A 20,996-nucleotide genomic window follows, 5' to 3' on the forward strand; every position below is an offset into this window, starting at 1 on the left:
TGTAATGCTGGCGTCAAGCCGCAAAAGTATTGCTATGACTGCAAAAAAAAACCGCTCTTGAAATTTAGAAATGTTTTATTTTTCAAAGAGGAAATTTTTAAGCGTTCTTAGTCCTTTATCTAATTCCTCGTATGTCTTTGCAGAGGTAAGAGAAATCCGTATAAACTGATTAGTTTCATCTTTTTTGGCTAAGAATCGATCAGAATGATAAATACGAATACCTTGAGCCAAAGCATCTTGTTCAAATTCTTCCATCTGATATTTCTTGTCTAATGGAATCCAGCGGAAAAAGGTTAACGGATTTTCATTTAGGTTATTCATTTGAAAATACTTCTGATAAAGAAGATTACGTTCTTTTGAAATGTTTTTCTTTTGAGAGATTATTTTTTCTGCGCAGCCTGTATTAATCAGCTCAGTTATGACTTCTGCATTAAACGCAGGGGTTTTGACATTAATATTAAATATACCGTGCGTCATTTTTTCGATGAACTGATTTGCAAAGGCTAAAAACCCTACTCTCATACCGGAGCTGAGCGATTTAGAGACACTTAGACTATAAACAAACTGATCTGGTACAAAATACGAAATTGGCACAAATCCTTCCGGCGCAAGGAAAGAAAAAATATCATCTTCAAGCAGCGTTAAATTGTATTTGCGGATCATCTTAGCTATTTCTTTTCTTCGATTCATATCCATTGTGACAGCAGTAGGGTTATTACAAGAAGGGATTAAATAAATTCCATTCAAGCGGTTTTTCCTGCACGCCTCTTCTAACCGTTCTGGCATCATTCCAAAAGAATCCCCGTCTATTGGGACTAAATGAATGTTGAGCATATTGGCTAATTCAATAAAGTTAGGATAAGTATAGGTATCTACCGCAATTTTATCCCCAGCATTAAACAGAGACATTAACATTAAGGTTAAGGAATTTTGTCCCCCAGAGGTAATCACAATATTTTCAATAGGCACTTCCAAATTAAAACGTTCCATCCACTTCTTTGCTGCCATTTTATGATAAGGCATACCTAATGGGTTTCGGTAATCCAATAATTTCTCTAAATAGTTCTTCTCAGCAATGTTTTGAATGACTTCTGCAACTAATGAATTCGAATGATCAAGCGGTTCAATCAAGCCCATTTCTATAACATTCTTATTATCGTTGTCTTCTGAGAATAGAGCATTGCTTACATGAGGAGCAATATAAGTTCCACTCCCAGTAATTCCATAAATCAACCCTTTTACTTCACATAATTTAAAAGCTCTCGTTACAGTACTTAAATTAATATCAAGATAATCAGCCAATTCTCTTTGTGGAGGCAGTTTAGTATGAGGTGCGAGAAAACCATTTAAAATATCGTACTCCAATTGAGTGGCAATTGACTGATAAATAGGTGGAGCCAATTGTGTTCTATCCGGCTTCCATGTCATGGGGTAGTGTTCAAATGAGTTAACAGGCATACGTAATCCTCCAAAAAAGAATTGTTTTGCATACAATTATATCATTGTAGGCATACAATCTCGATGGTAAAGTAATTTGTGAATAAAAAGTGTTTAAACCAGGGAGGCTTTTTAAAATGAAATATTACGTAGTAGATGCATTCGCTGAAAATTTATTCGAAGGTAACCCTGCTGGCGTTTGTATTATGAAGGAATGGATTCCGGATGAACTTATGCAACAAATTGCAGCTGAAAATAATCTATCTGAAACTGCATTTGCAGTAAAAGAGGGGGAGAGCTACCGACTAAGGTGGTTTACTCCAGCAGATGAGATTGACCTTTGTGGTCATGCAACTTTGGCAACTGCTTATGTTATTGCGAACTTTTATGAAAGTAATGTGGAGGAAATTAAATTTCAAACAATTAGTGGTGAACTAGTGGTAGTGAAAAAAGGTGAACTATATGAAATGGACTTTCCGAGCAGAATGCCTAAAGAGATTTCTTTAACAGAAGAGATGGTAGAGGCTCTAGGTGTAAACCCTGTTGAAGTGCATCTTGGTAGAGACTTGATGTTTGTTCTTGAGAAAGAAGAGGATGTTCTTAATGCGTCACCCGATTTTTCTAAACTGAAAGAATTACCGGACGGGCTGGGAGTTTCAATAACAGCTAGAAGTGAAAAGTACGATTTTGTGTCCAGAGCATTTTTTCCAAAATTAAATGTAAATGAAGATCCTGTCTGCGGATCTGCACATTGTAACTTTATTCCTTATTGGGCAAAAAATCTAAGCAAGAATGAAATGGTAGCTAGACAACTTTCTAAAAGAGGCGGCAAGTTATACTGTAAGTTTGAAGGTGACAGAGTGAAAATCAGTGGTTCTGCAGTTTTATATTCTATTGCTGATCTTCAAATATAAAAGAGGTCGACATATGATGGATATAGAGCGGAAGCTGTAAGAGCTAGGTATTTACTTGGCTGAAGATCAAAATCAATACCCTGCGTTTTTATGGGGGGACGCGTTCACTTTTTTGAGGGAGACTGATCAATAGTTCAGGAGCAGTCATGACAAGTGTAGAGAACGTTAATGTGAAAAAACAAAGAAGTTAAAATGAGTCTTTTTATGTGCTGAAATGATGGAGAGATTTGGATGAACTTTAAAAGTCACTATGCGTAGTGGTTTATTTTAGTCTAAAACAGTGCCCATTTTGTGCCCGAAAATGCTGAAAACTGGGTGCGAAATGACTACAAATGCTTGAAATGACGGGCTTACCTTTAAATACTGAAAAAAAACATACCAACATTATTTGGTATGTTTTCTTTATAAGGCCCTTCTCTCGCTCGCAACTGAGTTTACCTGTATAATCCAGATTTTTAAGCTTGATTATTTAGTGAACAGTTAATTCAGGGGTGAAACATCATTTGATTTTTCTTTCCATAGCATTGTCAGACTTAGACCGATAATCATAACTACTCCAGCAAAAAGGAAAGGATAATGAATGTTAAGGTCAAATAGAATGCCACCTAGAGCTGGACCAAATATAGTCCCTAAGCTAGTGTAAGTGGAGTTCATGCCTGCTACGAAACCCTGCTGGTTACCGGCAACTTTAGATAAAAAAGTAGTTAAGGCTGGGCGCAGCAAATCAAACGCTAGAAAAATAAAACAAGTTACAAGCAAAACAGCTAAAAATCCTGACATAACAGTAGACACGAAAGCTAAGACCGCACCGATGATTAAGCAAAGCTGAATCACCCTTTTCTCTCCAAGTTTATTGACCAATTTCCCGAATAATAGAACTTGAATAATCACGGCAACTATTGAACTAATCGTAATAATGATTGCGATATCCTTTGGTGTGAAGCCAAATTTATGATCAGAAAACAAGCTGAATACCGTTTCATAGGCTGATAAGCCGAAAGCTAGTACAAAGACTATAATAAATGCAATTAAATAGACAGGGTGAATTGATTTTTTTAAATCTTTAAAGAAATTGGATTCCTTTGCATTAGCCAAGAGTTGTTCGCGCTCTTTTTTCGGCAATGACTCTTTTAATATAAAAACGGAAGAGATAGCTGCTAAGCATGCTATAGCGGCAGCGAAGAAAAATGGCATGCGAATGCCATAGTCGGCAATAAACCCTCCAGCCCCAGGTCCAATAATAAAGCCAGTGCTAATAGCTGCAGAAACATACCCCATAGCCTTTGACCTTTCCTGCATGGTTGTAATATCAGCGACATATGCTGTTACAGCAGGCATGATAAAGGCGGCGCTTATTCCGCCCAATATCCTCGATAAATAAAAAAATGAAACATGGGTTCCTAAGCCGAAAATCAACTCTGATATACTGAAGACAAGTAATCCGATGACAATCATTTTTTTTCTCCCAAAACGGTCAACCCATCTTCCTGCAAAAGGTGAAGTAATTAACTGGGAAACAGCGAAAACCGCAACAAGATAACCCATGGTGCTGCCGGATAAATTCATAATATTCATAAAAGAAGGCATAACGGGAATAATTAGACCAATACCAAGAAAGACTATGAAAATGTTGCTTAATAGTATAATTAATACCGTTTTTTGTTCTTTAATTGATTTTTTCATCTAAAAACTCCTCTAAAAATTAATCAGTTTCCTGCAGAAAACAGACCAAAGAGCATCTATTTTTTTGTTTTGAAGCACTTTATCGTTTCCAATTAAGTTCAGCTATTAAAGAATCAACAACTTAAAAAACGCACCCATTTACAGGCGTGAGAATTATTCAAGACAAGCGAAGATCAAATAAGAAAGAAATGATCTGAATGGGTTAGAATTTTCCGCCTTAACCTTTTCTTTGTTAATCGAAGCTTCTTTCAGGTCCAATAAAATCATAAAGTATATGGTTGCCGTATAGTCAAGGAGATTTTCATGAACGATGCCGAATTAAAAAAAGAGAATGGTTATAGATATTATTGCTCTAATCAGTTGGAGCTTTTTCAAGTTAGCAATTTATTTAAAGAGGCTGGTCTTCCTCTTAAAAGGCAAACACCAGGCAGGATCGTACCGCTTCTGTTGAAGCTTTCACTTTATTGAGGGCCTAGTGGGTGAATAACCCGTGGAGGTTCAAGTCCTCTCGGCCGCATCTCGATAATACCAAGGGTTTAACCACCTTTGGTCGCAGAAAATACGGATCTATGTATATGGGCAGAGGATTTTTACTTAACTGACCAAGCAGACTAGGTGAGTAATCAGTCTGTGATACTCATTTACTTCTACAAATCATTCTTTTATCCTGACTATACCTTAATTTGTGACAGAGTTGAATAAACATGCTTTGGACTCCATTATTTGAAAATGATGCACCAGTAGCAATTCTCTGCCCTTAGTGGCATTTATTTGACCTAAACTAAAGACGGAGGGTGCAAAAGTGAAAAACACTTTGTTAGGTTCCATATATTCGGCATTAGCCGCCAGTATTTGGGGTGGTATTAAAGATTGTAGTATCGTTTATACCCCCATTAGAGCTGGTGTGGATGCGATATTTAGTCGCATTACTCATTATGGTTTTGTGAAAAAAACAAACATGGCGAATTCATAGACGTGACATTTTATTAATTATAACCATTGGGATAATTGGTAATACCATTTCGATTATTGTGTAAGAAATTGGCACTAACAATTCATAAAAAAAGAAACCTGCGGAGTCACAAAGTCCAAAGGTTTCTTTTTTCATATGGTATTTAATGATTTTATTGTAACCTACATAAGAACGGGTGCTTATTCAATTAACAGGTCAATCTCATATGAATTAACGAGGGATGAAAAAATCTTAGCGAAGAAGAAGCAGACTATTTATGATTTTTTCCTTCGTGTATTTTTTGCAATTCTAGAAGTTTAAAATCAATTTGCAACGCTTTAAGAGTGCTGGAAAACAATAAATAGTAAGTATTAATCTTGTTCGACCTTTTTTAAATGGTCTGCCTTACTTTGCGAATCGCCGAGCGGCTGCCACGCACGCTATAACGGCGACATTCACTGCTACGAGTGCCCAACCCACTTTCTCGTGCAGAATCACTGAGGCAAGCAGCAGTCCAAAGAAAGGCTGGAGAAGCTGCAGCTGTCCAACCGCCGCAATACCGCCTTGGGCGAGACCCCGATACCAGAACACGAAGCCGATCAGCATGCTGAATAAGGATACATATGCAAGACTGAGCAGTGCAGGGACGCCGATGCCCGACCATGAGTCCGGCGTAAAATAGAATGAAAATGGCAGCATAACAGGAAGCGACAAAACGAGAGCCCAAGAGATCACTTGCCAGTTCCCTAGCCGACGCGAGAGCTGGGCTCCTTCTGCATAACCGAGCCCGCATACGACAATAGAAGCCAGCATATATGCGTCGCCGAGCGGGGATGATCCTCCCCCCTGAATCAGGGCGAATCCTGCTACCAGTAAACTGCCTGCAACTGAGAAAATCCAGAAGACTGGCCGTGGGCGTTCACCTCCGCGCAGTACGCCGAAGATCGCCGTCGCGAGCGGAAGAAGCCCAATAAAAACAATGGCATGTGCGGATGTGACATACTGAAGCGCCAAGGCTGTCAGCAAGGGGAAACCGATCACCACACCGAACGCTACCACCAATAGCGGAATTATGTCACTTTTGGCAGGACGCTGCTGCCGGAAGGTGAGAAGGAGCGCTCCTGCCAATACACCAGCTATCGCAGCGCGGCATACGGTGAGAAACAATGGATCGAAGTCCGCCACAGCCAAGCGTGTTGCGGGGAGCGAGCCGCTGAAAATGAGTACCCCTAGAAAACCATTCATCCAGCCTCTTGTTGCTTTGTTCATTACCATCACTCCAACATATGTTTCTTCTTGATTCTTCACTAGATCCTTTTTGAATTTGGGATCTTTCAAAACCAGTTATTTAAGGATTACAATGACTATAAACTGGAATTGACCTTGAATAAATAGCCAGTTTTCACGAAAAAAAACATACCAGTTTGGAGGAAACATGCAAATGGATATCACGCCTTTTTTAAATAGAAGTCTAAATATTCCGCTTTATCAGCAGCTTTATCAGTTTTTTAAAACAAACATGCACCATGGACGCATTCAAAAAGGAATGAAACTCCCTTCAAAAAGGCTGCTTGCGAGTCAGCTTTCCATCAGTCAAACGACTGTAGAACGGGCCTATGAACAGCTTGCCGCTGAAGGCTATATCGTGAGCAAGCCAAGAAGCGGATGGTTTGCTGATTATAATGGTTCTGATTTTGTCCATAGTAAAATGCCAAGCACATCATCAATTAAACGAAAAGCACAAGAAGATAAACGTTGGATTGATTTTCACTATGGAAATGTAGATTCTTCTCACTTCCCTTTTTCCGCTTGGCGAAAAAGCATGGTCAATAGTTTAGATCAGTATGGTTACGAGCTTTATCGACCAGGAAATGCTTTAGGGGAGCTTGAGCTGAGGACACTCATTGCAGAGTACCTGTATCAATCGCGCGGCGTTAATTGCCTCCCTGAACAAGTCATCATAGGTGCCGGGAACCCTGTTCTTCTGCAAATCTTGTGCCAAGTTTTTGAACCGAATATTTCCATAGGATATGAGGATCCGGGTTATCCAAGAGCTCGGAAGATTTTTGAAGCCAATCGTATGAATATCGTTCCTATACCAGTCGATGATGAAGGAATCTGTATACAGAAGATCCAAGAACAGCAGCCAAACCTTGTTTATGTTACGCCTTCTCATCAATTTACGCTGGGAACAATTATGACGATTAACAGAAGAATTCAGCTGCTTAAATGGGCGGCAGAAAATCAATCATTCATCATAGAGGACGATTATGACGGGGAATTTAGATACACAGGACAGCCGATCCCATCCTTGCAAGGGCTGGACCAGCATAACCGTGTCATTTATATGGGCACTTTTTCTAAGTCTCTTCTTCCTTCGCTGCGTATCAGCTATATGATTCTCCCTTCGCCTCTTTTAAAAAAAGGCCATGAAATCACTTCCTTATATAAGCAAACTGTGTCCTGTCACAGTCAACTGACGCTAGCTGAATTTATAAAAAATGGAGAATGGCAAAAACACATTAACAGAATGAGAAAGCTGTACCGAAAAAAAAGAGCAACTTTATTAGAGGCTGTGCAAAGTGAATTGGGAGAATACGTTAGGATTCGCGGAGAAAACTCCGGACTTCGTATCTTACTTGACGTTTACGTACCCTATAGTGAAAAAGAGCTAATTGAGAAAGCGAAGGAACATGGGGTGAAAATCTATCCTGTTTCTCTTTCTTATAAAAAACAACCTCCTACAAAAACTGTCTCACTTGGATTCGCTGGGGTTTCTGAAGTCAATATACAAGAAGGCATAAAAAAACTGAAAGCTGCCTGGAAGATATAAGAGAGATTTAAGTTTAGATTATCATGCAAAAATCTTTGATATTCATCAGGTATAACCACTCACATTCATTCACCATGTTTTAACCACAATTCACATATTGAATGTTTTAATCCATAAACGGTTAACTTATCTTTAAGTTCTGTCATGGTATCAGTAGCAGTCTGCCTACAGAAATACCCGGATGACAAACACTTTTCTACATAAAAGCATGATTTTAACCGAATAAATCTATTATGGTATAGTTAAATATAACGAAATATTTGAGAAATGAGGAATGGTATGAATACAATCAAAAAGCATAAGAAATTTAAAGCAAAAATGATTCTGCAAGTCATAATGGTTATGATCGGAGGAATCATAGCGGCATATGGATTAGAAACAGTGCTAATTCCAAACAGTGTATCTGATGGAGGGGTGACAGGCCTCAGCATTGTTGGTTCACAGCTATTCAATTTGCCGCTGGGGATTCTTATTGCTGTTATTAACATCCCGTTTGTCTGGTTAGGGTATAAGCAAATTGGGAAAAGCTTTGCATTATTATCAATTATCGGAATTGCATCACTTGCCGCTGGTACAAGTTTTATGCATCATACCCCAGCTATCATAGAGGGGGATACGTTGTTAATAACCGTTGTTGGCGGGATTATTCTTGGATTTGGAATGGGATTAGCGTTACGTAATGGCGGCGCATTAGATGGAATTGATATGCTTGCTGTGCTGCTATCCCGAAAATTGCCATTTGGGACGAGCGATCTCATTCTATTTTTAAACCTTTTTGTATTCATTTTTGTTTCCACTGTATTTGGCTTACAAGGGGCATTACTTTCAGTCATTGCTTACTACATTGCGTCTAAAGTCATTCATGTTGTTGAGGAAGGTTTAAGCGGTTCTAAAACCTTTCAAATTATTACAACCCAGCCTGAATTAATGGTAGAGACAATACGTGATCAATTAGGCCGAAGCGCCACATATAAAGAGGCTTATGGGGGTTTTTCCTACGAGAAATTTAAAGAAATCACATGTGTCATCAACCGCTTAGAAGAAACCAAACTAAAGGAAATTATTAATGAAATTGATAAAAGTGCCTTTGTTACCGTATATGACGTAGCTGAAGTGAAGGGCAGCAATTTTAGAAAACTTAATAATCATTAGAAAAAAACAATCACCTTTCTAACGATAATAGCTAGGCTGGTTTTTGCCATCATATGTTTAGACATGCCGCCAGTGATATAATCAAAAACGCTTTATTGAGGGTGCTCATGGTCCTGGCGGAACGAAATTGAATGGTAAAGAGTGGGTGATAGCCATGTCCGTCGGTTCACCCGAACCTAGAATTAAATCCTAAGGTTCGCCTGCAAAGTTATTTAAAACAACTGGTGATTAAAAATAATAATTTAATGAAATTGTCAAAATCCTGTTCTCATCAAGCAGGATTTTTTGTTGTTCAGCTAACCGCTCTATTGTGGAATAACAATGATGGGAAAATTTATGCCCAGGGATTTTAACTTACCGAGAAAATAAGCATGAATAATAACTCCAAGTACCTTTTGTTTCTTTTGTAATTAAACCTGCATCTAATAAGATTTTTAAATGATAAGATAACTTAGATTGCGGCATCTGGATTTCATCAATTAAATCACATACACAGGTAGAGCCACGTTCACAAAGAATATGTAACAAATGCAACCTTTTTTTATCAGATAATGCTTTGAACTTTTTTCCGTAAAGTTCAAATGTATGATGCAGCTGCTTGTTTTCCAACGGTATTTGTAACATGATAAGTCCTCCGGTTTTTTAATCAAATAATTTTGATGTAATAATCATAAATCAATCTTTTTTGATTTTTAAATTGTGGTTGACTTATATAAGCATTTACTTATATTCTTGTCTTATTATACAATGTGCGATAAGGAGGGAGGAGAAAAATGACTGCTCAATCTAGCCTTGAAGCTGTTAAAGTGGTACAGTGCTTAAAAATTTTAAGTGATCAAACGAGACTCACCATAATGAAGCTTCTTCAAAAAAAAGAATATTGTGTTTGTCAGTTCGTTGATATGTTTCAAATGAGTCAACCTGCAATTAGCCAGCATCTCAGTAAATTAAAAAAAGCGGGATTTGTTCATGAAACGAAAAAAGGGCAATGGCGTTTTTATTCTATAAATCAATCTTGTCCAGAGTATGATTTGATACTGTCTATTCTTAATAAAATTGATTGTCACGATAAGTTGTTACAGTCAATTACACAAAAAGAAACTCAGGTTTCCTGTCGTTAGGAGGTTTTAAGTTGTTATCGACAATCTTAGCCGCATGTATTTTTGTGCTGACTCTTGTATTTGTCATCTGGCAGCCAAGAAATTTATCTATTGGGTGGTCAGCTTGCGGAGGTGCTGCATTAGCCTTAATCGCAGGAGTTGTTAACTTTCAAGATGTTATAGATGTAACGGGAATTGTTTGGAATGCAACGTTAGCATTTATTGCGATTATCATCATTTCGCTGATCCTCGACAATATTGGATTTTTTGAATGGGCAGCCTTACATATGGCCAAAGCGGCCAAAGGTAATGGTGTGCTGATGTTTGTTTATGTGACGATATTAGGGGCGATTGTTGCAGCATTTTTTGCGAATGATGGCGCTGCTCTAATCTTAACTCCAATTGTTTTGGCCATGGTGCGTGCGTTGAATTTTCAAGGGAAATTGGTTTTTCCCTTTATTATGGCGAGTGGGTTTATAGCGGATACAACGTCTTTGCCATTAGTCGTCAGCAACCTTGTCAATATTGTATCAGCAGATTACTTTCACATTGGGTTCATTGAATATGCATCCAGAATGATTGTTCCAAATCTGTTCTCGCTTATTGCGAGCATCATTGTTTTATGCCTTTTCTTTAGAAAAAGCATTCCAAGACATTATGATCTTTCTGAAGTCAAAAAGCCTGTTGAAGCTATAAAAGACCAGAAGATGTTTCGTATTTCTTGGTTTGTTTTAGGAATCTTGTTAGTTGGCTACTTAGTAAGTGAACTGTTCTCGATACCTGTTTCCTTTATAGCCGGTGTCATTGCGATTTTGTTTCTCGCGATGGCGCAAAAGAGTTCAGCCGTTCAGACGAAGGAAGTTCTTAAAGGTGCACCATGGGCAATCGTTTTTTTCTCAATAGGTATGTATGTTGTTGTATACGGTTTACGAAACGCAGGTTTAACAGATGTTCTATCTGAACTTATTCAAACAGCGTCTAACCAAGGACTGTTTGCCGGCACTATAGGAATGGGCTTTCTATCTGCTATACTGTCTTCTATTATGAATAATATGCCTACGGTTATGATTGATGCACTAGCCATTGCTGGTACAGATACACATGGAATGATGAGAGAAGCGTTAATATATGCAAATGTCATTGGTTCAGATTTAGGGCCGAAAATCACACCGATCGGTTCCTTGGCTACACTTTTATGGCTGCATGTCCTTTCACAAAAAGGTGTGAAGATTTCTTGGGGCACGTATTTTAAAACAGGAATTATCTTAACCATACCAACCCTATTTATTACACTTGCAGGCCTGTATGTTTGGCTGCTGATTATTCATTAACAGTTCTAAAAGGAGAAGATGAACATGTCAAAGAAAACAATTTACTTTTTATGCACCGGGAACTCGTGCCGCAGCCAAATGGCTGAAGGATGGGCTAAAAAACATCTTGGAGATAAGTGGAATGTGTATAGCGCAGGAATCGAGGCACATGGATTAAATCCGAATGCTGTAAAAGCGATGAAAGAAGTAGGCATTGATATTTCAGATCAAACCTCAGATATCATTGATCCTGATATTTTAAACAACGCTGATTTAGTTGTGACTCTCTGCGGTGATGCAGTAGATAAATGTCCAATGACGCCTCCGCATGTAACACGTGTGCACTGGGGCTTTGACGATCCGGCAAAAGCACAAGGCACAGAGGAAGAGAAATGGGCGTTTTTCCAAAGAGTTCGTGATGAAATTGGAGACCGATTAAAACAGTTTGCTGAAACTGGGGAATAAAAAAACAAAATGAGCTGAGAAAGACTCAGCTTTTCCTTCAGTTTATATATAAGTGTGCTGCGGACCACTTCTTAAAAAGAAACATACCAAACAATGTTGGTATGTTTTTTTATTTCAATTCCTTTGTTAGAGTACCCATAACGTTGAACCAGTGACATGTTTTTACTTAGTAGCTCGCTGTTCATTATCCTAGTGACATTATTGACGGAGCGCTTATTGGGCTGATGGTTATTTAAACTCCGGAAATAAAGATACATTAGACAAAAAGTTTTACCCTTCAAAAAGAAAATGGAGTATAACATGCAATCAAAAATGGTATTTGTTTATTTCAACATAGTGCTCCAACACTTGGCTCAAATCCCCTTTTTTTAAAAAGTTATTCTTATTTTCATTTCATTTTTCTAGTTTAATCTTTTGTTTTGGAAGGAAAATAAGTAACAGCTAAATAAAAGGAGGAATAATCTCTATATGAAAAATAAGATGAAAAGTTTATGTATCGCTTTAATAGGCTTATTTATGGTTGGAAATTTGATTGGCTGTACTAATCAACAAGGTTCACAAGAAAATACAACTGAAAATCACAAAAGTACTCATCAAAACACATCGAATTTAAAAAAGTATTCTAAAGATCCCGACAAAAATAGTGATGATGAAGACTTTGACTTAATAGGAACATTGGATACTGAAACCAGCGATCAGTTAACTCTGGTTATTGATCAAAAGAAGGTCAAAGTCCCAAAAAGCAGTTCATTTAAAAAAGAGAAGATAGGGAATGAAAATGTTAAAGGGAAACTAGTTAAGGTCGAAATTGATTCAAAAAGACAAGAAGCTGAAACGTTAGAATTAACACCTCAGGCGAAGGCTGATTCTAATGGAGTGTATGAGAAAGATGATGATGGCGATTTTAAATTGATTGGAAAATTGATTAAAGAAACTGACACTAATGTGACAGTCCAAGTATCTAATGGAAAAAAAACATATAAAAAAGCTGCTGATTATAAGAAAGATACAGAGGGTATCTCCGGAGACATTCAAGGCAAAACAGTACGGCTAGAAGTGAAGGAGAATAATGAAGTAGAAAGTTTAGACATTGATCCTGATGATCAATGAGATAACTAAGGGAGTGGCTAAATGGTTACTCCTTTTTTGTGCTGGGAAAGACTAAGTCCTTTTGTTAGCCTGTTAACATGATTTTCCTTGCCTATCATAGCCAATATGGTTTATCACGTCTGTTTTTTTGCTATATATTGAGCCGCAATTGCAGCTTCCGTAAGTCCATTTTCCCGTTTGTCTGTAGCGCTGCTGCATCCAGAGAGTATATAAAAAGGACTGCCAATAAAAAGCAGTCCAACTGAGACCTTAAATAATGTAATAAATGGAGCGGTAATTATTCATTTAGTGAAACCAAAAAATACTTTATTTTGCCGACTTTATTGTTTCAGATGCGCCATGTTTGTATTTTCGAGTAACCATACTGACCATCACCATCACCGTGCAGTTAATGACCAAAGCAATAATACCGTTATTTACATCTTTCAATGATTGCGGGAAAGTCGGGAATACATCAGCAATCGTTGTGTGACTAACAGTAATATATGCTACTGTGGCCAGTCCGCAAATGATACCGGCACCTGCTCCGTATTTCGTAATAAAATTATTCTTCATTAAACTAAAGAATAGTGACGGAGCTAGTTGTGTCATTAAGCTATAGCCCATCAGAATAATATTTGATAGAGTAGCTCCCCCATTCAGGGTAAAATAGACAGCTATAAGAGAGACGACAGGAACAAGAAGCTTAGCCAGTCTGCCAATTGTCTGATCAGTCGCGGAAGGTACGAACACTTTATATATATTTTTCGATAATAAAGTTGCCGTATTCATAATGAGCAATGAACCAGGTACCAACGCTGTCAATAATCCAGCTCCTCCTATTACACCAATAACCCAGGGATCAAAAGTGTCGATAGAGAGACGCAGTAAAGAAAGATCCACTTCTTCGCCTTCTAATCCCGGAACCTTCAGAATTGCTGCTGTTCCAACGAAAAATACAAATAATAACATAAGGGTATATAACGGACTAATAATAGCGTTCTTACGAAATACCTTTTCGTTTTGTGCTGTATATGTAGAACTGAACACTTGCGGCCACATATAGAAACCCAACACAAGCAGCAATACAGTGGAGATTAGCCAAGAAACACTAAGGCCCTGGTCAGGGAACTTCAGAAATTCAGGGTTCGCTGTATGTACTGCTTCGAACATAAGTTGAAACCCGCCATAATAATGTATAGGCAAATAAATTCCCAGGAAGCCTATCACTCCGACCATCACAATATCTTTGATTATAGCTATCCAAGCTGATCCATGGACTCCTGATATCATGACGTATACGGTTAGACTTATGGCACCCAGCCAAACAGCTGTATGCATCGGGATCGCCCCATACGATGCTTGCGAAACGATGATTCCCATGCCTTTCAGTTGAACGACAATAACAGGTATCATTCCTATCACACCAACCAGTGCTACAAGCACACCTAAAAACGGACTTCTATACTTACTCACAAAGAAATCCGATTGCGACAGTAAGTTATTCTCTTTTGCATACTTCCATATGACAGGCAATAGCCAATAGGATAAAACATATGATAAGGCAATATACATAAGAACGTATAAAGCCGGCGCTCCTTTGCCGTAAGCCCAGCCGCTGCCACCAAGGAAAGAGAAGGTTGTATAGATTTCCCCAGCCATCAAAAGAAAGACCAAGATTGCACCGAATCCCCTGCCTCCGACTGTCCATTGTTCCAAGTCCATCTTTTTTCCTTTTGTGGATCGAATGCCTAAGAAAACTGCCAGAAGTAAAAATCCTAATATAATCAAAAGAGCAATATTCATTTTTTATCATCCTCTTTGTTTCGGGGATCCAATTTATACATGATACCTAGAATAACAGAGGTAAGAACTGTCCAAATAGCCACCCAAAACATAATAAACGGCATAGAAAACACAAAAGGCTCGACTCTGTTAACGAAAGGAAGAAAGCACAACATACCTATGAAAGGTAGTATTGAAAGAAGATAAACAACTTTCATTTTGAAATCACCATCCAAATATTAGTTGCAACCTTGCGATTAGTGAGTTGCTTCATGAAGACATCTTATGCTTTATTTCATCTTTATGCAAAATTGTTTACCATGTAGCGATGTTCACAATATGATTTATTGTAACACCTGGTTTGAATCTTAAGAGGTAGAACTTTTTTTGCATGAGATGATAGAAGTTAAAATTTCACAAAGAAAATATGTGTTGAACCCCTATTTCGGAACACTGAAGTCTGTGGCTAAAGATATTCCTGTTCACCTAACCGCTCATTAAAAAATGTAAAAAGTGAAAATTACTTTTGTACTAAAGCTTCAACAAATAGGGATTATTATTAATTTTGGAAGTATCGTGTTCACAATACGTATTCCTTTATTGAGGCCTATCTATCTTAAAATAAAACATACCAAACAATGTTGGTATGTTTTTTGTTGTAGGGAATAATCATAAATTCTTAGTTTATATATCAATATAACTGATGACCTCTAAATGAGATTGTTCTTTTATTTTCTTTGCCTTTGTTTAGGTAAACCATTGTTTGATTTTAGACATTCCTTGTTTGAAAATAACCTGTTGACAGGACATAGTTTAGCGGGATAAACTAATTCACATCAATCATAAAGTTTATAGGGATAAACTATAATGCAGGGAGGGAATACGATTGGATGAAAAAAAGCTATGTCAGGCAATAGAACTCTTTGCAGAAGTATTATTTGAAGGCACAGAGTTTGTGCATCGTGAAGTAAATCAGGATGTATTCGAACATATTTCAAGAGAACAGGCTGACCTGTTAATGATTTTAAAAATTAAAGGCCCATCCTCTCCGGGCAGTTTGGCTATAATACAAAATGTCCATAAGAGTGCTGTTTCTAACAGATTAAAGAAGCTGCTGGAAAAGGGATTGGTTGAATGGGATGACTGTCAAATCAAGAGTGATAAACGCTCAAAGCTTATTAAAATCACAGAAAAGGGAGAAAAAATAAAGGAAGAATTAGACTCAGCTGTATTTAACGCTCTCGAAGCGCTTATCGACGATATAGATGATGAGCATTTAGATTCCTTCATTGAAATCTTCACCATCATAAAAAGAAAATTTAAAGGAGAACTTGCAGAATGAGGTTCATAATCAAATTCAAATGGGCAATAGCTGCGGTCATCTTAGCGCTGACAGTCGTATTGAGTTTATTTTCTCCGAACTTAACGGAGCTGGCCAATCAAAAGGGGCAGTCACAGCTTCCTGCTGATTCGGTTTCGGAAAGAGCAAATGCCATTCTAAAACAAGCCGGAGAAAATAATAACTCGATAAGCGTTGTCTTTACATTAGACCATGCTCTAAAGAAAGATACAGAAGATCAGCTCCGTAAAATGATCGGTAAAATCAAAAAGATCGACGGTGTTGAAGAGGTAACGTCTCCTTTGACAGATGAAAAAGAAGTCAAAGACCAATTGATTTCTAAAGATAAGAAAACAGTTCTTATTCCTGTAACCATTAAGGGATCTGATAAAAAGGCGGAAAAAATCGCCGACGATATTTATAAAATCGTTCCCGATGATTTGACGGCATACATTACGGGAGCTTCTCTTATCAATCAGGATTTCGGACACAGCTCAGAGGACGGGCTAAAGAAAACGGAAGTGATCACAGTCTGTTTGATTATCGGTTTACTGCTGATTGTTTTCCGATCTATCGTGACACCTTTTATCCCTATTATTATTGTTGGTTTCACCTATTTAATCAGTCAATCCATACTGGGGATCTTAGTGTATAATGCTGATTTTCCTATTTCAACGTTCACCCAAACATTTTTAGTCGCAATACTGTTCGGCATTGGAACAGATTACTGTATTCTTCTTCTCACCCGTTTCCGTGAAGAATTAGCAAACGGACATGACAAGAAAGAGGCTGCGCTTATCGCTTACCGTACAGGCGGGAAAACAATATTTATCAGCGGTTTTGCGGTATTGATCGGGTTTTCTGCTTTAGGCTTTGCGAAATTTGCCATATTCCAATCGGCTGTGGGAGTCGCGGTTGGGGTTGGAATATTAATGATCGTCCTATTTACCCTGCTGCCACTATTTATGGTGACACTAGGTGGAAAATTGTTCTGGCCGTCTAAGAAAGTTTTATCTCATAGTGACAATAAATTGTGGACTTTTCTTGGCAAACATTCGGTTGCGCGTCCGTTCCTATTTATCGTTATTACAGTCATTATTACGCTGCCTTTCATTTTGACATATGATGATCAGATTTCATTCGATTCTACTGCGGAAATAAGCAGCAATTACAAATCCATAAAAGGCCTGCAAACAATCAAAGATGGATTTGGTGAAGGAAAAGCGTTTCCTGTGAATGTGGTGATTAAAGGAGAAAAAGATATAGCGACTGCTGAAACCATCCCATATCTCGGGAATATAAGTAAAGCCATCGAGAAAGTGGATCATGTCGATTCTGTCATGACAATCACACAGCCAACCGGAGAGAAAATCAAAGATTTATATATTGATAATCAACTAGGCTCGGTATCAGACGGATTGGATAAGACAGTCAAAGGACTAGGCGATGTCCAAACCGGTTTAACAGATGCAGAAGAAGGACTAAATCAAATGGCCGGACAAACCGGAACGGCTGCAAATAGTGATTCTGGCGGTTCACTGGCGGACACAGCAGACGGGTTGGGGAAAATCAATAAACAGTTACAGCTTGTCAGCAATCAGCTTTCCCAAACCGGCAATACCGCGCAGGCTGTACCTCAGCTTACAGCAATCAGCGGTCAGTTGGGGCAGATTCAAAGCGGGCTTGAACAAGCCGATCAACAGCTTTCAGGCCAGCAAAAGCAAGCAGGCTCTCTGACAGAAAGTCTGAATCAGCTTGCCAAAGGTGTAAGGAGTGCAAATGACGGCCTTACCAAAATTTCGGACGGCATAACCGCATCTTCTGATATGTTAGAGAAAATGAGTAAAAGCTCAACAATTCGTGATACGGGTATCTTCATTCCTGACAGTGTTATGAAAAATAAAGATTTTAAGACGTCAATTGATCGTTACTCCTTTGCAGACGGTAAAGGTGTGCAATTAAGTGTCGTCTTGGATTCAAACCCTTACTCAGAACAAGCAATCACTACAGTAAATAAGATCAAAAAAGCCGTAGCAAACGAAGTCGCCGGCACACCATTAGAGGATGCGGTCATTGTATACGGCGGGGTGTCCAGCACAAATGCGGATTTAAAAGAATTATCCACAACAGACTTTTCAAGAACAATGGTCATTATGATTATTGGTTTGTTTGTAGTGTTAACCATTTTGTTCCGATCAATGGTCATGCCGATTTATATGATGGCATCACTATTGCTTACGTATTACGCTTCGATATCGATTACGGAATTAATTTTTGTTAACTTCTTGGGCAATGATGGGGTCAGCTGGGCAGTTCCATTCTTTAGTTTCGTCATATTGATCGCTTTAGGTATAGATTATTCGATCTTTTTACTCGATCGTTTTAAAGAAGAGGTACACCTTGGAATTCATCAAGGTGTAGTCAGATCAATGAGCAAAATGGGATCTGTTATCATTACAGCGGCCATCATTTTGGCAGGCACATTCGCGGCGATGATGCCTTCAGGAGTAAATACGCTTATGCAAGTGGCAAGTGTCGTCATTATTGGTCTGCTGCTATACGGACTTGTCATCCTCCCGCTGCTGTTTCCGGCAATTATCGTTACGTTTGGAGAAGGTAACTGGTGGCCGTTTGTGAGGAAGAAAATGAAGGAATAATCAAATGAGAGTGATGGACAGCGCTTCTGTTCATCACTCTTTTTTATTTTGATGAATGAACAGGTACGTTTTCTGAGCAAAAATCCAATTTTTCCGGAAGTTTCGGTAAAAAACGAAACTTTTAGCGCTTTTATTTCACTTTATAATGTAAGCGGTTTCGCATGTAGTATGTTTATACTATTAGTACATCATTTGAGTGAAACACACAGGAAGGATAGAAAAAACAGATGAGATACATGAATACTAGACAAAAAGACATTTTGTATCTGTTGTTATCTGAACCTGATGACTATTTAGTCGTGCAAGATTTCGCCGACAGGGTAAAGTGTTCTGAAAAAACGATCAGAAATGATCTGAAAACGATTGAAAGTTATCTGCATGAACATTCTCCTGCTCAGCTCATTCGCAAACCAGGGTTAGGTGTCTATTTAAATATAGAAAAACATGAAAGGGCCCGGTTAACTCAACAATTAGGTACTGAACATTTTGCTTCAAAGCAGCAGTCCGATGAAGAAAGAATTTTGCAAATCGCTTACAAATTATTAATGCATCCAAAACATGTTTCGGCAAAAGAAATTGCCGCTCAGCTTTTTTTAAATAAATCTTCCATTAAAAGGGATTTGCATGAAATTGAAGAATGGCTGAAGCGATTTGATCTCAAATTGGTTTCAAAGCAGCGGCTCGGTTTAAAGATCGAGGGAAATGAAAGAAATAAAAGAAAAGCCTTAGCCAGAATATCTGATTTGATTGATAATCCTGAGTTTACAAGTCAATTTATCAAAAGCAAGTTCTTAAGTCATGAAGTGGAATTTGTGTCGAATGAATTCAAAACATTGCAAAAGCACCATTCTATCTATTTCACAGATGAAACATTCGAGAATTTATTATTGCATACATTGCTGATGATACGCCGAATCAAAATGAAGCAGTCAATCTCGATTTCGCCAACAGAAATGGCAGCAGTAGAAAAGAAGAAAGAATATCAATGGGCAATTGCATGTTTAAAACGGCTGGAAGCGGTTTTTGCCATCCGCTTCCCTAAAGAAGAAGCCGTGTATTTAACGCTGCATATACTCGGCGGGAAAGTTCGTTTTCGGTCTGGGGAAGAAGAGAAAAAGGTTCTGGAAAATCCCTTGCTTCCCATGGTTGTGCGGCATTTAATCGATCGTGTATCAGAGCTGAAAATGCTTGATTTTCATAGTGATCAGGATTTGATCAACGGATTGAACATCCATCTCAATACAGTGCTGAACCGGCTGAATTACGATCTTTCTGTATCAAATCCAATGCTAAATGACATAAAAAAAATGTACCCTTATCTGTTTCATATGATCATTGACGTTCTGGAAGACATCAATCAAACGTTCGCTCTTTCTATTCCTGAGGAAGAGGCTGCTTATCTGACATTGCATTTTCAAGCTGCGGTCGAACGTTTGCACCACAGCAGCGAGAAGCATAAAAAGGCAATCATTCTCTGCCACATGGGCATTGGAATGTCACAATTGCTGCGAACAAAAATTGAACGGAAATTTCATCAAATCGCTGTGAAGGCCTGTATTGCAAAAGCTGATTTAGCAGATTACACAACAAAGCATGGGGACATAGATCTTGTCATTTCCACGGTAGCGCTGGAACATGTACCGATTCCTCATGTTGTTGTATCACCGCTGTTGGAGCCTTCTGATGAGAAGAAGCTAAGTGCATTTATGGATCAGGTTGAAGAATCGCAACGCCAAACACAAAAAACGTTTAAGATGTTGAACAATACGACTCCTTTCTTAGTTTTTTTACAGCAAGAGTCAGTTCATCGCTATAAGCTGATTGAACAAATGGCAATGGCTTTATACGAGAAAGGCTATGTAGAAAAGGAGTATGCCATTCATGCTGTGATGAGAGAAAAAATGTCGGCGACAAACATTGGAGCTGGCATTGCGATTCCTCATGCAAACTCTAAATTTATTAAACAATCAGCCATTGCGATTGCCACATTAAAAGAGCCGCTTGATTGGGGTGCTGAAAAAGTGTCGCTCGTCTTTATGCTGGCTGTCAAACACGAGGATCAAAACATGACAAAGCAATTGTTCCATGAACTGTCGCATCTTAGTGAGCAGCCGGCATTTATTCATAAGCTGACGAAAGAAACAAATGTTATGACATTTTTATCTTATTTGGATTATTAAAAGCGGGGCTTCGATGCCCTGCTTTTTTTGTATATGGAAAAATGCTAGTTTTTCCGGAATTAACGGTAAAAAACAGCGCTTTTACCAGCATGATTTTGAT

At 38.3% G+C, this 20,996-nt stretch carries 17 protein-coding genes and 2 pseudogenes; 13 read left to right on the top strand and 6 right to left on the bottom strand.

The features are described from left to right. Window positions 1-75: 75 nt before the first annotated feature. Window positions 76-1,458 (bottom strand): PLP-dependent aminotransferase family protein, encoded by a 1,383-nt coding sequence (locus AAHT65_RS09795; protein WP_094231448.1) that lies wholly within the window; start codon window positions 1,456-1,458, stop codon window positions 76-78. A gap of 116 nt (window positions 1,459-1,574) precedes the next feature. On the opposite strand from AAHT65_RS09795, the gene AAHT65_RS09800 reads away from it, so the two are divergent. After that, complete coding sequence (locus tag AAHT65_RS09800) at window positions 1,575-2,351, top strand: PhzF family phenazine biosynthesis protein (RefSeq protein ID WP_094231449.1); 777 nt, start codon at window positions 1,575-1,577, stop codon at window positions 2,349-2,351. A gap of 480 nt (window positions 2,352-2,831) precedes the next feature. Here the strand turns inward: AAHT65_RS09800 and AAHT65_RS09805 are convergent, their stop codons facing one another. Next, on the bottom strand, window positions 2,832-4,034 hold the full coding sequence (locus tag AAHT65_RS09805; protein WP_094231450.1) for an MFS transporter: 1,203 nt from the start codon (window positions 4,032-4,034) through the stop codon (window positions 2,832-2,834). 303 nt (window positions 4,035-4,337) lie between these two features. Here AAHT65_RS09805 and AAHT65_RS21625 point away from each other — a divergent pair, with 303 nt between their 5' ends. Further along, entirely contained in the window at window positions 4,338-4,502 is a 165-nt protein-coding gene (locus tag AAHT65_RS21625) for a hypothetical protein (protein ID WP_240515950.1), read from the top strand. Window positions 4,503-4,836: 334 nt separating this feature from the next. Continuing rightward, window positions 4,837-5,065: pseudogene (locus tag AAHT65_RS09815) on the top strand (EamA family transporter); the annotation flags it as partial. Between the two features lie 326 nt (window positions 5,066-5,391). Here AAHT65_RS09815 and AAHT65_RS09820 read toward each other — a convergent pair. Beyond that, window positions 5,392-6,255: a DMT family transporter gene (locus AAHT65_RS09820; protein ID WP_088116577.1), complete on the bottom strand. Its 864-nt coding sequence runs from the start codon at window positions 6,253-6,255 to the stop codon at window positions 5,392-5,394. Window positions 6,256-6,427: 172 nt separating this feature from the next. Between AAHT65_RS09820 and AAHT65_RS09825 the strand changes: the two genes are divergently transcribed. The 3 genes and pseudogenes from AAHT65_RS09825 to AAHT65_RS09835 form a co-directional block, all read left to right on the top strand. Then, a complete protein-coding gene (locus tag AAHT65_RS09825) occupies window positions 6,428-7,819 on the top strand; it encodes a PLP-dependent aminotransferase family protein (RefSeq protein ID WP_088116578.1) in 1,392 nt (463 codons plus the stop codon). Between the two features lie 279 nt (window positions 7,820-8,098). Continuing rightward, the gene (locus tag AAHT65_RS09830) at window positions 8,099-8,971 is read left to right on the top strand and encodes a YitT family protein (protein WP_003328210.1); all 873 of its coding nucleotides are present in this window, start codon (window positions 8,099-8,101) and stop codon (window positions 8,969-8,971) included. A 103-nt stretch (window positions 8,972-9,074) separates the two neighbouring features. Next, window positions 9,075-9,146: pseudogene (locus AAHT65_RS09835) on the top strand (NAD(P)H-dependent oxidoreductase); the annotation flags it as partial. Between the two features lie 179 nt (window positions 9,147-9,325). Here AAHT65_RS09835 and AAHT65_RS09840 read toward each other — a convergent pair. Further along, a complete protein-coding gene (locus AAHT65_RS09840) occupies window positions 9,326-9,595 on the bottom strand; it encodes an ArsR/SmtB family transcription factor (RefSeq protein WP_151291208.1) in 270 nt (89 codons plus the stop codon). A gap of 149 nt (window positions 9,596-9,744) precedes the next feature. Between AAHT65_RS09840 and AAHT65_RS09845 the strand changes: the two genes are divergently transcribed. The 4 genes from AAHT65_RS09845 (at window position 9,745) to AAHT65_RS09860 (ending at window position 12,956) form a co-directional block, all read left to right on the top strand. Next, complete coding sequence (locus AAHT65_RS09845) at window positions 9,745-10,092, top strand: ArsR/SmtB family transcription factor (RefSeq protein ID WP_061669662.1); 348 nt, start codon at window positions 9,745-9,747, stop codon at window positions 10,090-10,092. Window positions 10,093-10,103: 11 nt separating this feature from the next. Continuing rightward, entirely contained in the window at window positions 10,104-11,402 is a 1,299-nt protein-coding gene (locus AAHT65_RS09850) for an arsenic transporter (RefSeq protein ID WP_343311424.1), read from the top strand. A 24-nt stretch (window positions 11,403-11,426) separates the two neighbouring features. Then, window positions 11,427-11,846, top strand: a complete 420-nt coding sequence (gene arsC, locus AAHT65_RS09855; protein WP_343311425.1) for an arsenate reductase (thioredoxin) — start codon at window positions 11,427-11,429, stop codon at window positions 11,844-11,846. A 468-nt stretch (window positions 11,847-12,314) separates the two neighbouring features. Then, window positions 12,315-12,956, top strand: a complete 642-nt coding sequence (locus tag AAHT65_RS09860) for a hypothetical protein (RefSeq protein ID WP_343311426.1) — start codon at window positions 12,315-12,317, stop codon at window positions 12,954-12,956. A 306-nt stretch (window positions 12,957-13,262) separates the two neighbouring features. Here AAHT65_RS09860 and AAHT65_RS09865 read toward each other — a convergent pair whose 3' ends face one another. Beyond that, complete coding sequence (locus tag AAHT65_RS09865) at window positions 13,263-14,741, bottom strand: sodium:solute symporter (RefSeq protein WP_343311427.1); 1,479 nt, start codon at window positions 14,739-14,741, stop codon at window positions 13,263-13,265. Beyond that, on the bottom strand, window positions 14,738-14,938 hold the full coding sequence (locus AAHT65_RS09870; protein ID WP_035174964.1) for a DUF3311 domain-containing protein: 201 nt from the start codon (window positions 14,936-14,938) through the stop codon (window positions 14,738-14,740). The genes AAHT65_RS09865 and AAHT65_RS09870 overlap by 4 nt, the downstream gene beginning before the upstream one ends. Before the next feature lie 668 nt (window positions 14,939-15,606). Here AAHT65_RS09870 and AAHT65_RS09875 point away from each other — a divergent pair. From AAHT65_RS09875 to AAHT65_RS09885, 3 genes are all read left to right on the top strand, one after another. Beyond that, window positions 15,607-16,062, top strand: coding sequence for a MarR family transcriptional regulator (locus tag AAHT65_RS09875; protein ID WP_010787656.1), 456 nt, complete (start codon window positions 15,607-15,609; stop codon window positions 16,060-16,062). After that, complete coding sequence (locus AAHT65_RS09880; protein WP_343311428.1) at window positions 16,059-18,716, top strand: MMPL family transporter; 2,658 nt, start codon at window positions 16,059-16,061, stop codon at window positions 18,714-18,716. Before AAHT65_RS09875 ends, AAHT65_RS09880 begins: the two co-directional genes overlap by 4 nt. Before the next feature lie 227 nt (window positions 18,717-18,943). Further along, window positions 18,944-20,896: a BglG family transcription antiterminator gene (locus AAHT65_RS09885; protein ID WP_343311429.1), complete on the top strand. Its 1,953-nt coding sequence runs from the start codon at window positions 18,944-18,946 to the stop codon at window positions 20,894-20,896. Window positions 20,897-20,996: the final 100 nt, after the last annotated feature.

It is taken from the genome of Bacillus atrophaeus, from assembly GCF_039519175.1.
GTDB lineage: Bacteria > Bacillota > Bacilli > Bacillales > Bacillaceae > Bacillus > Bacillus atrophaeus.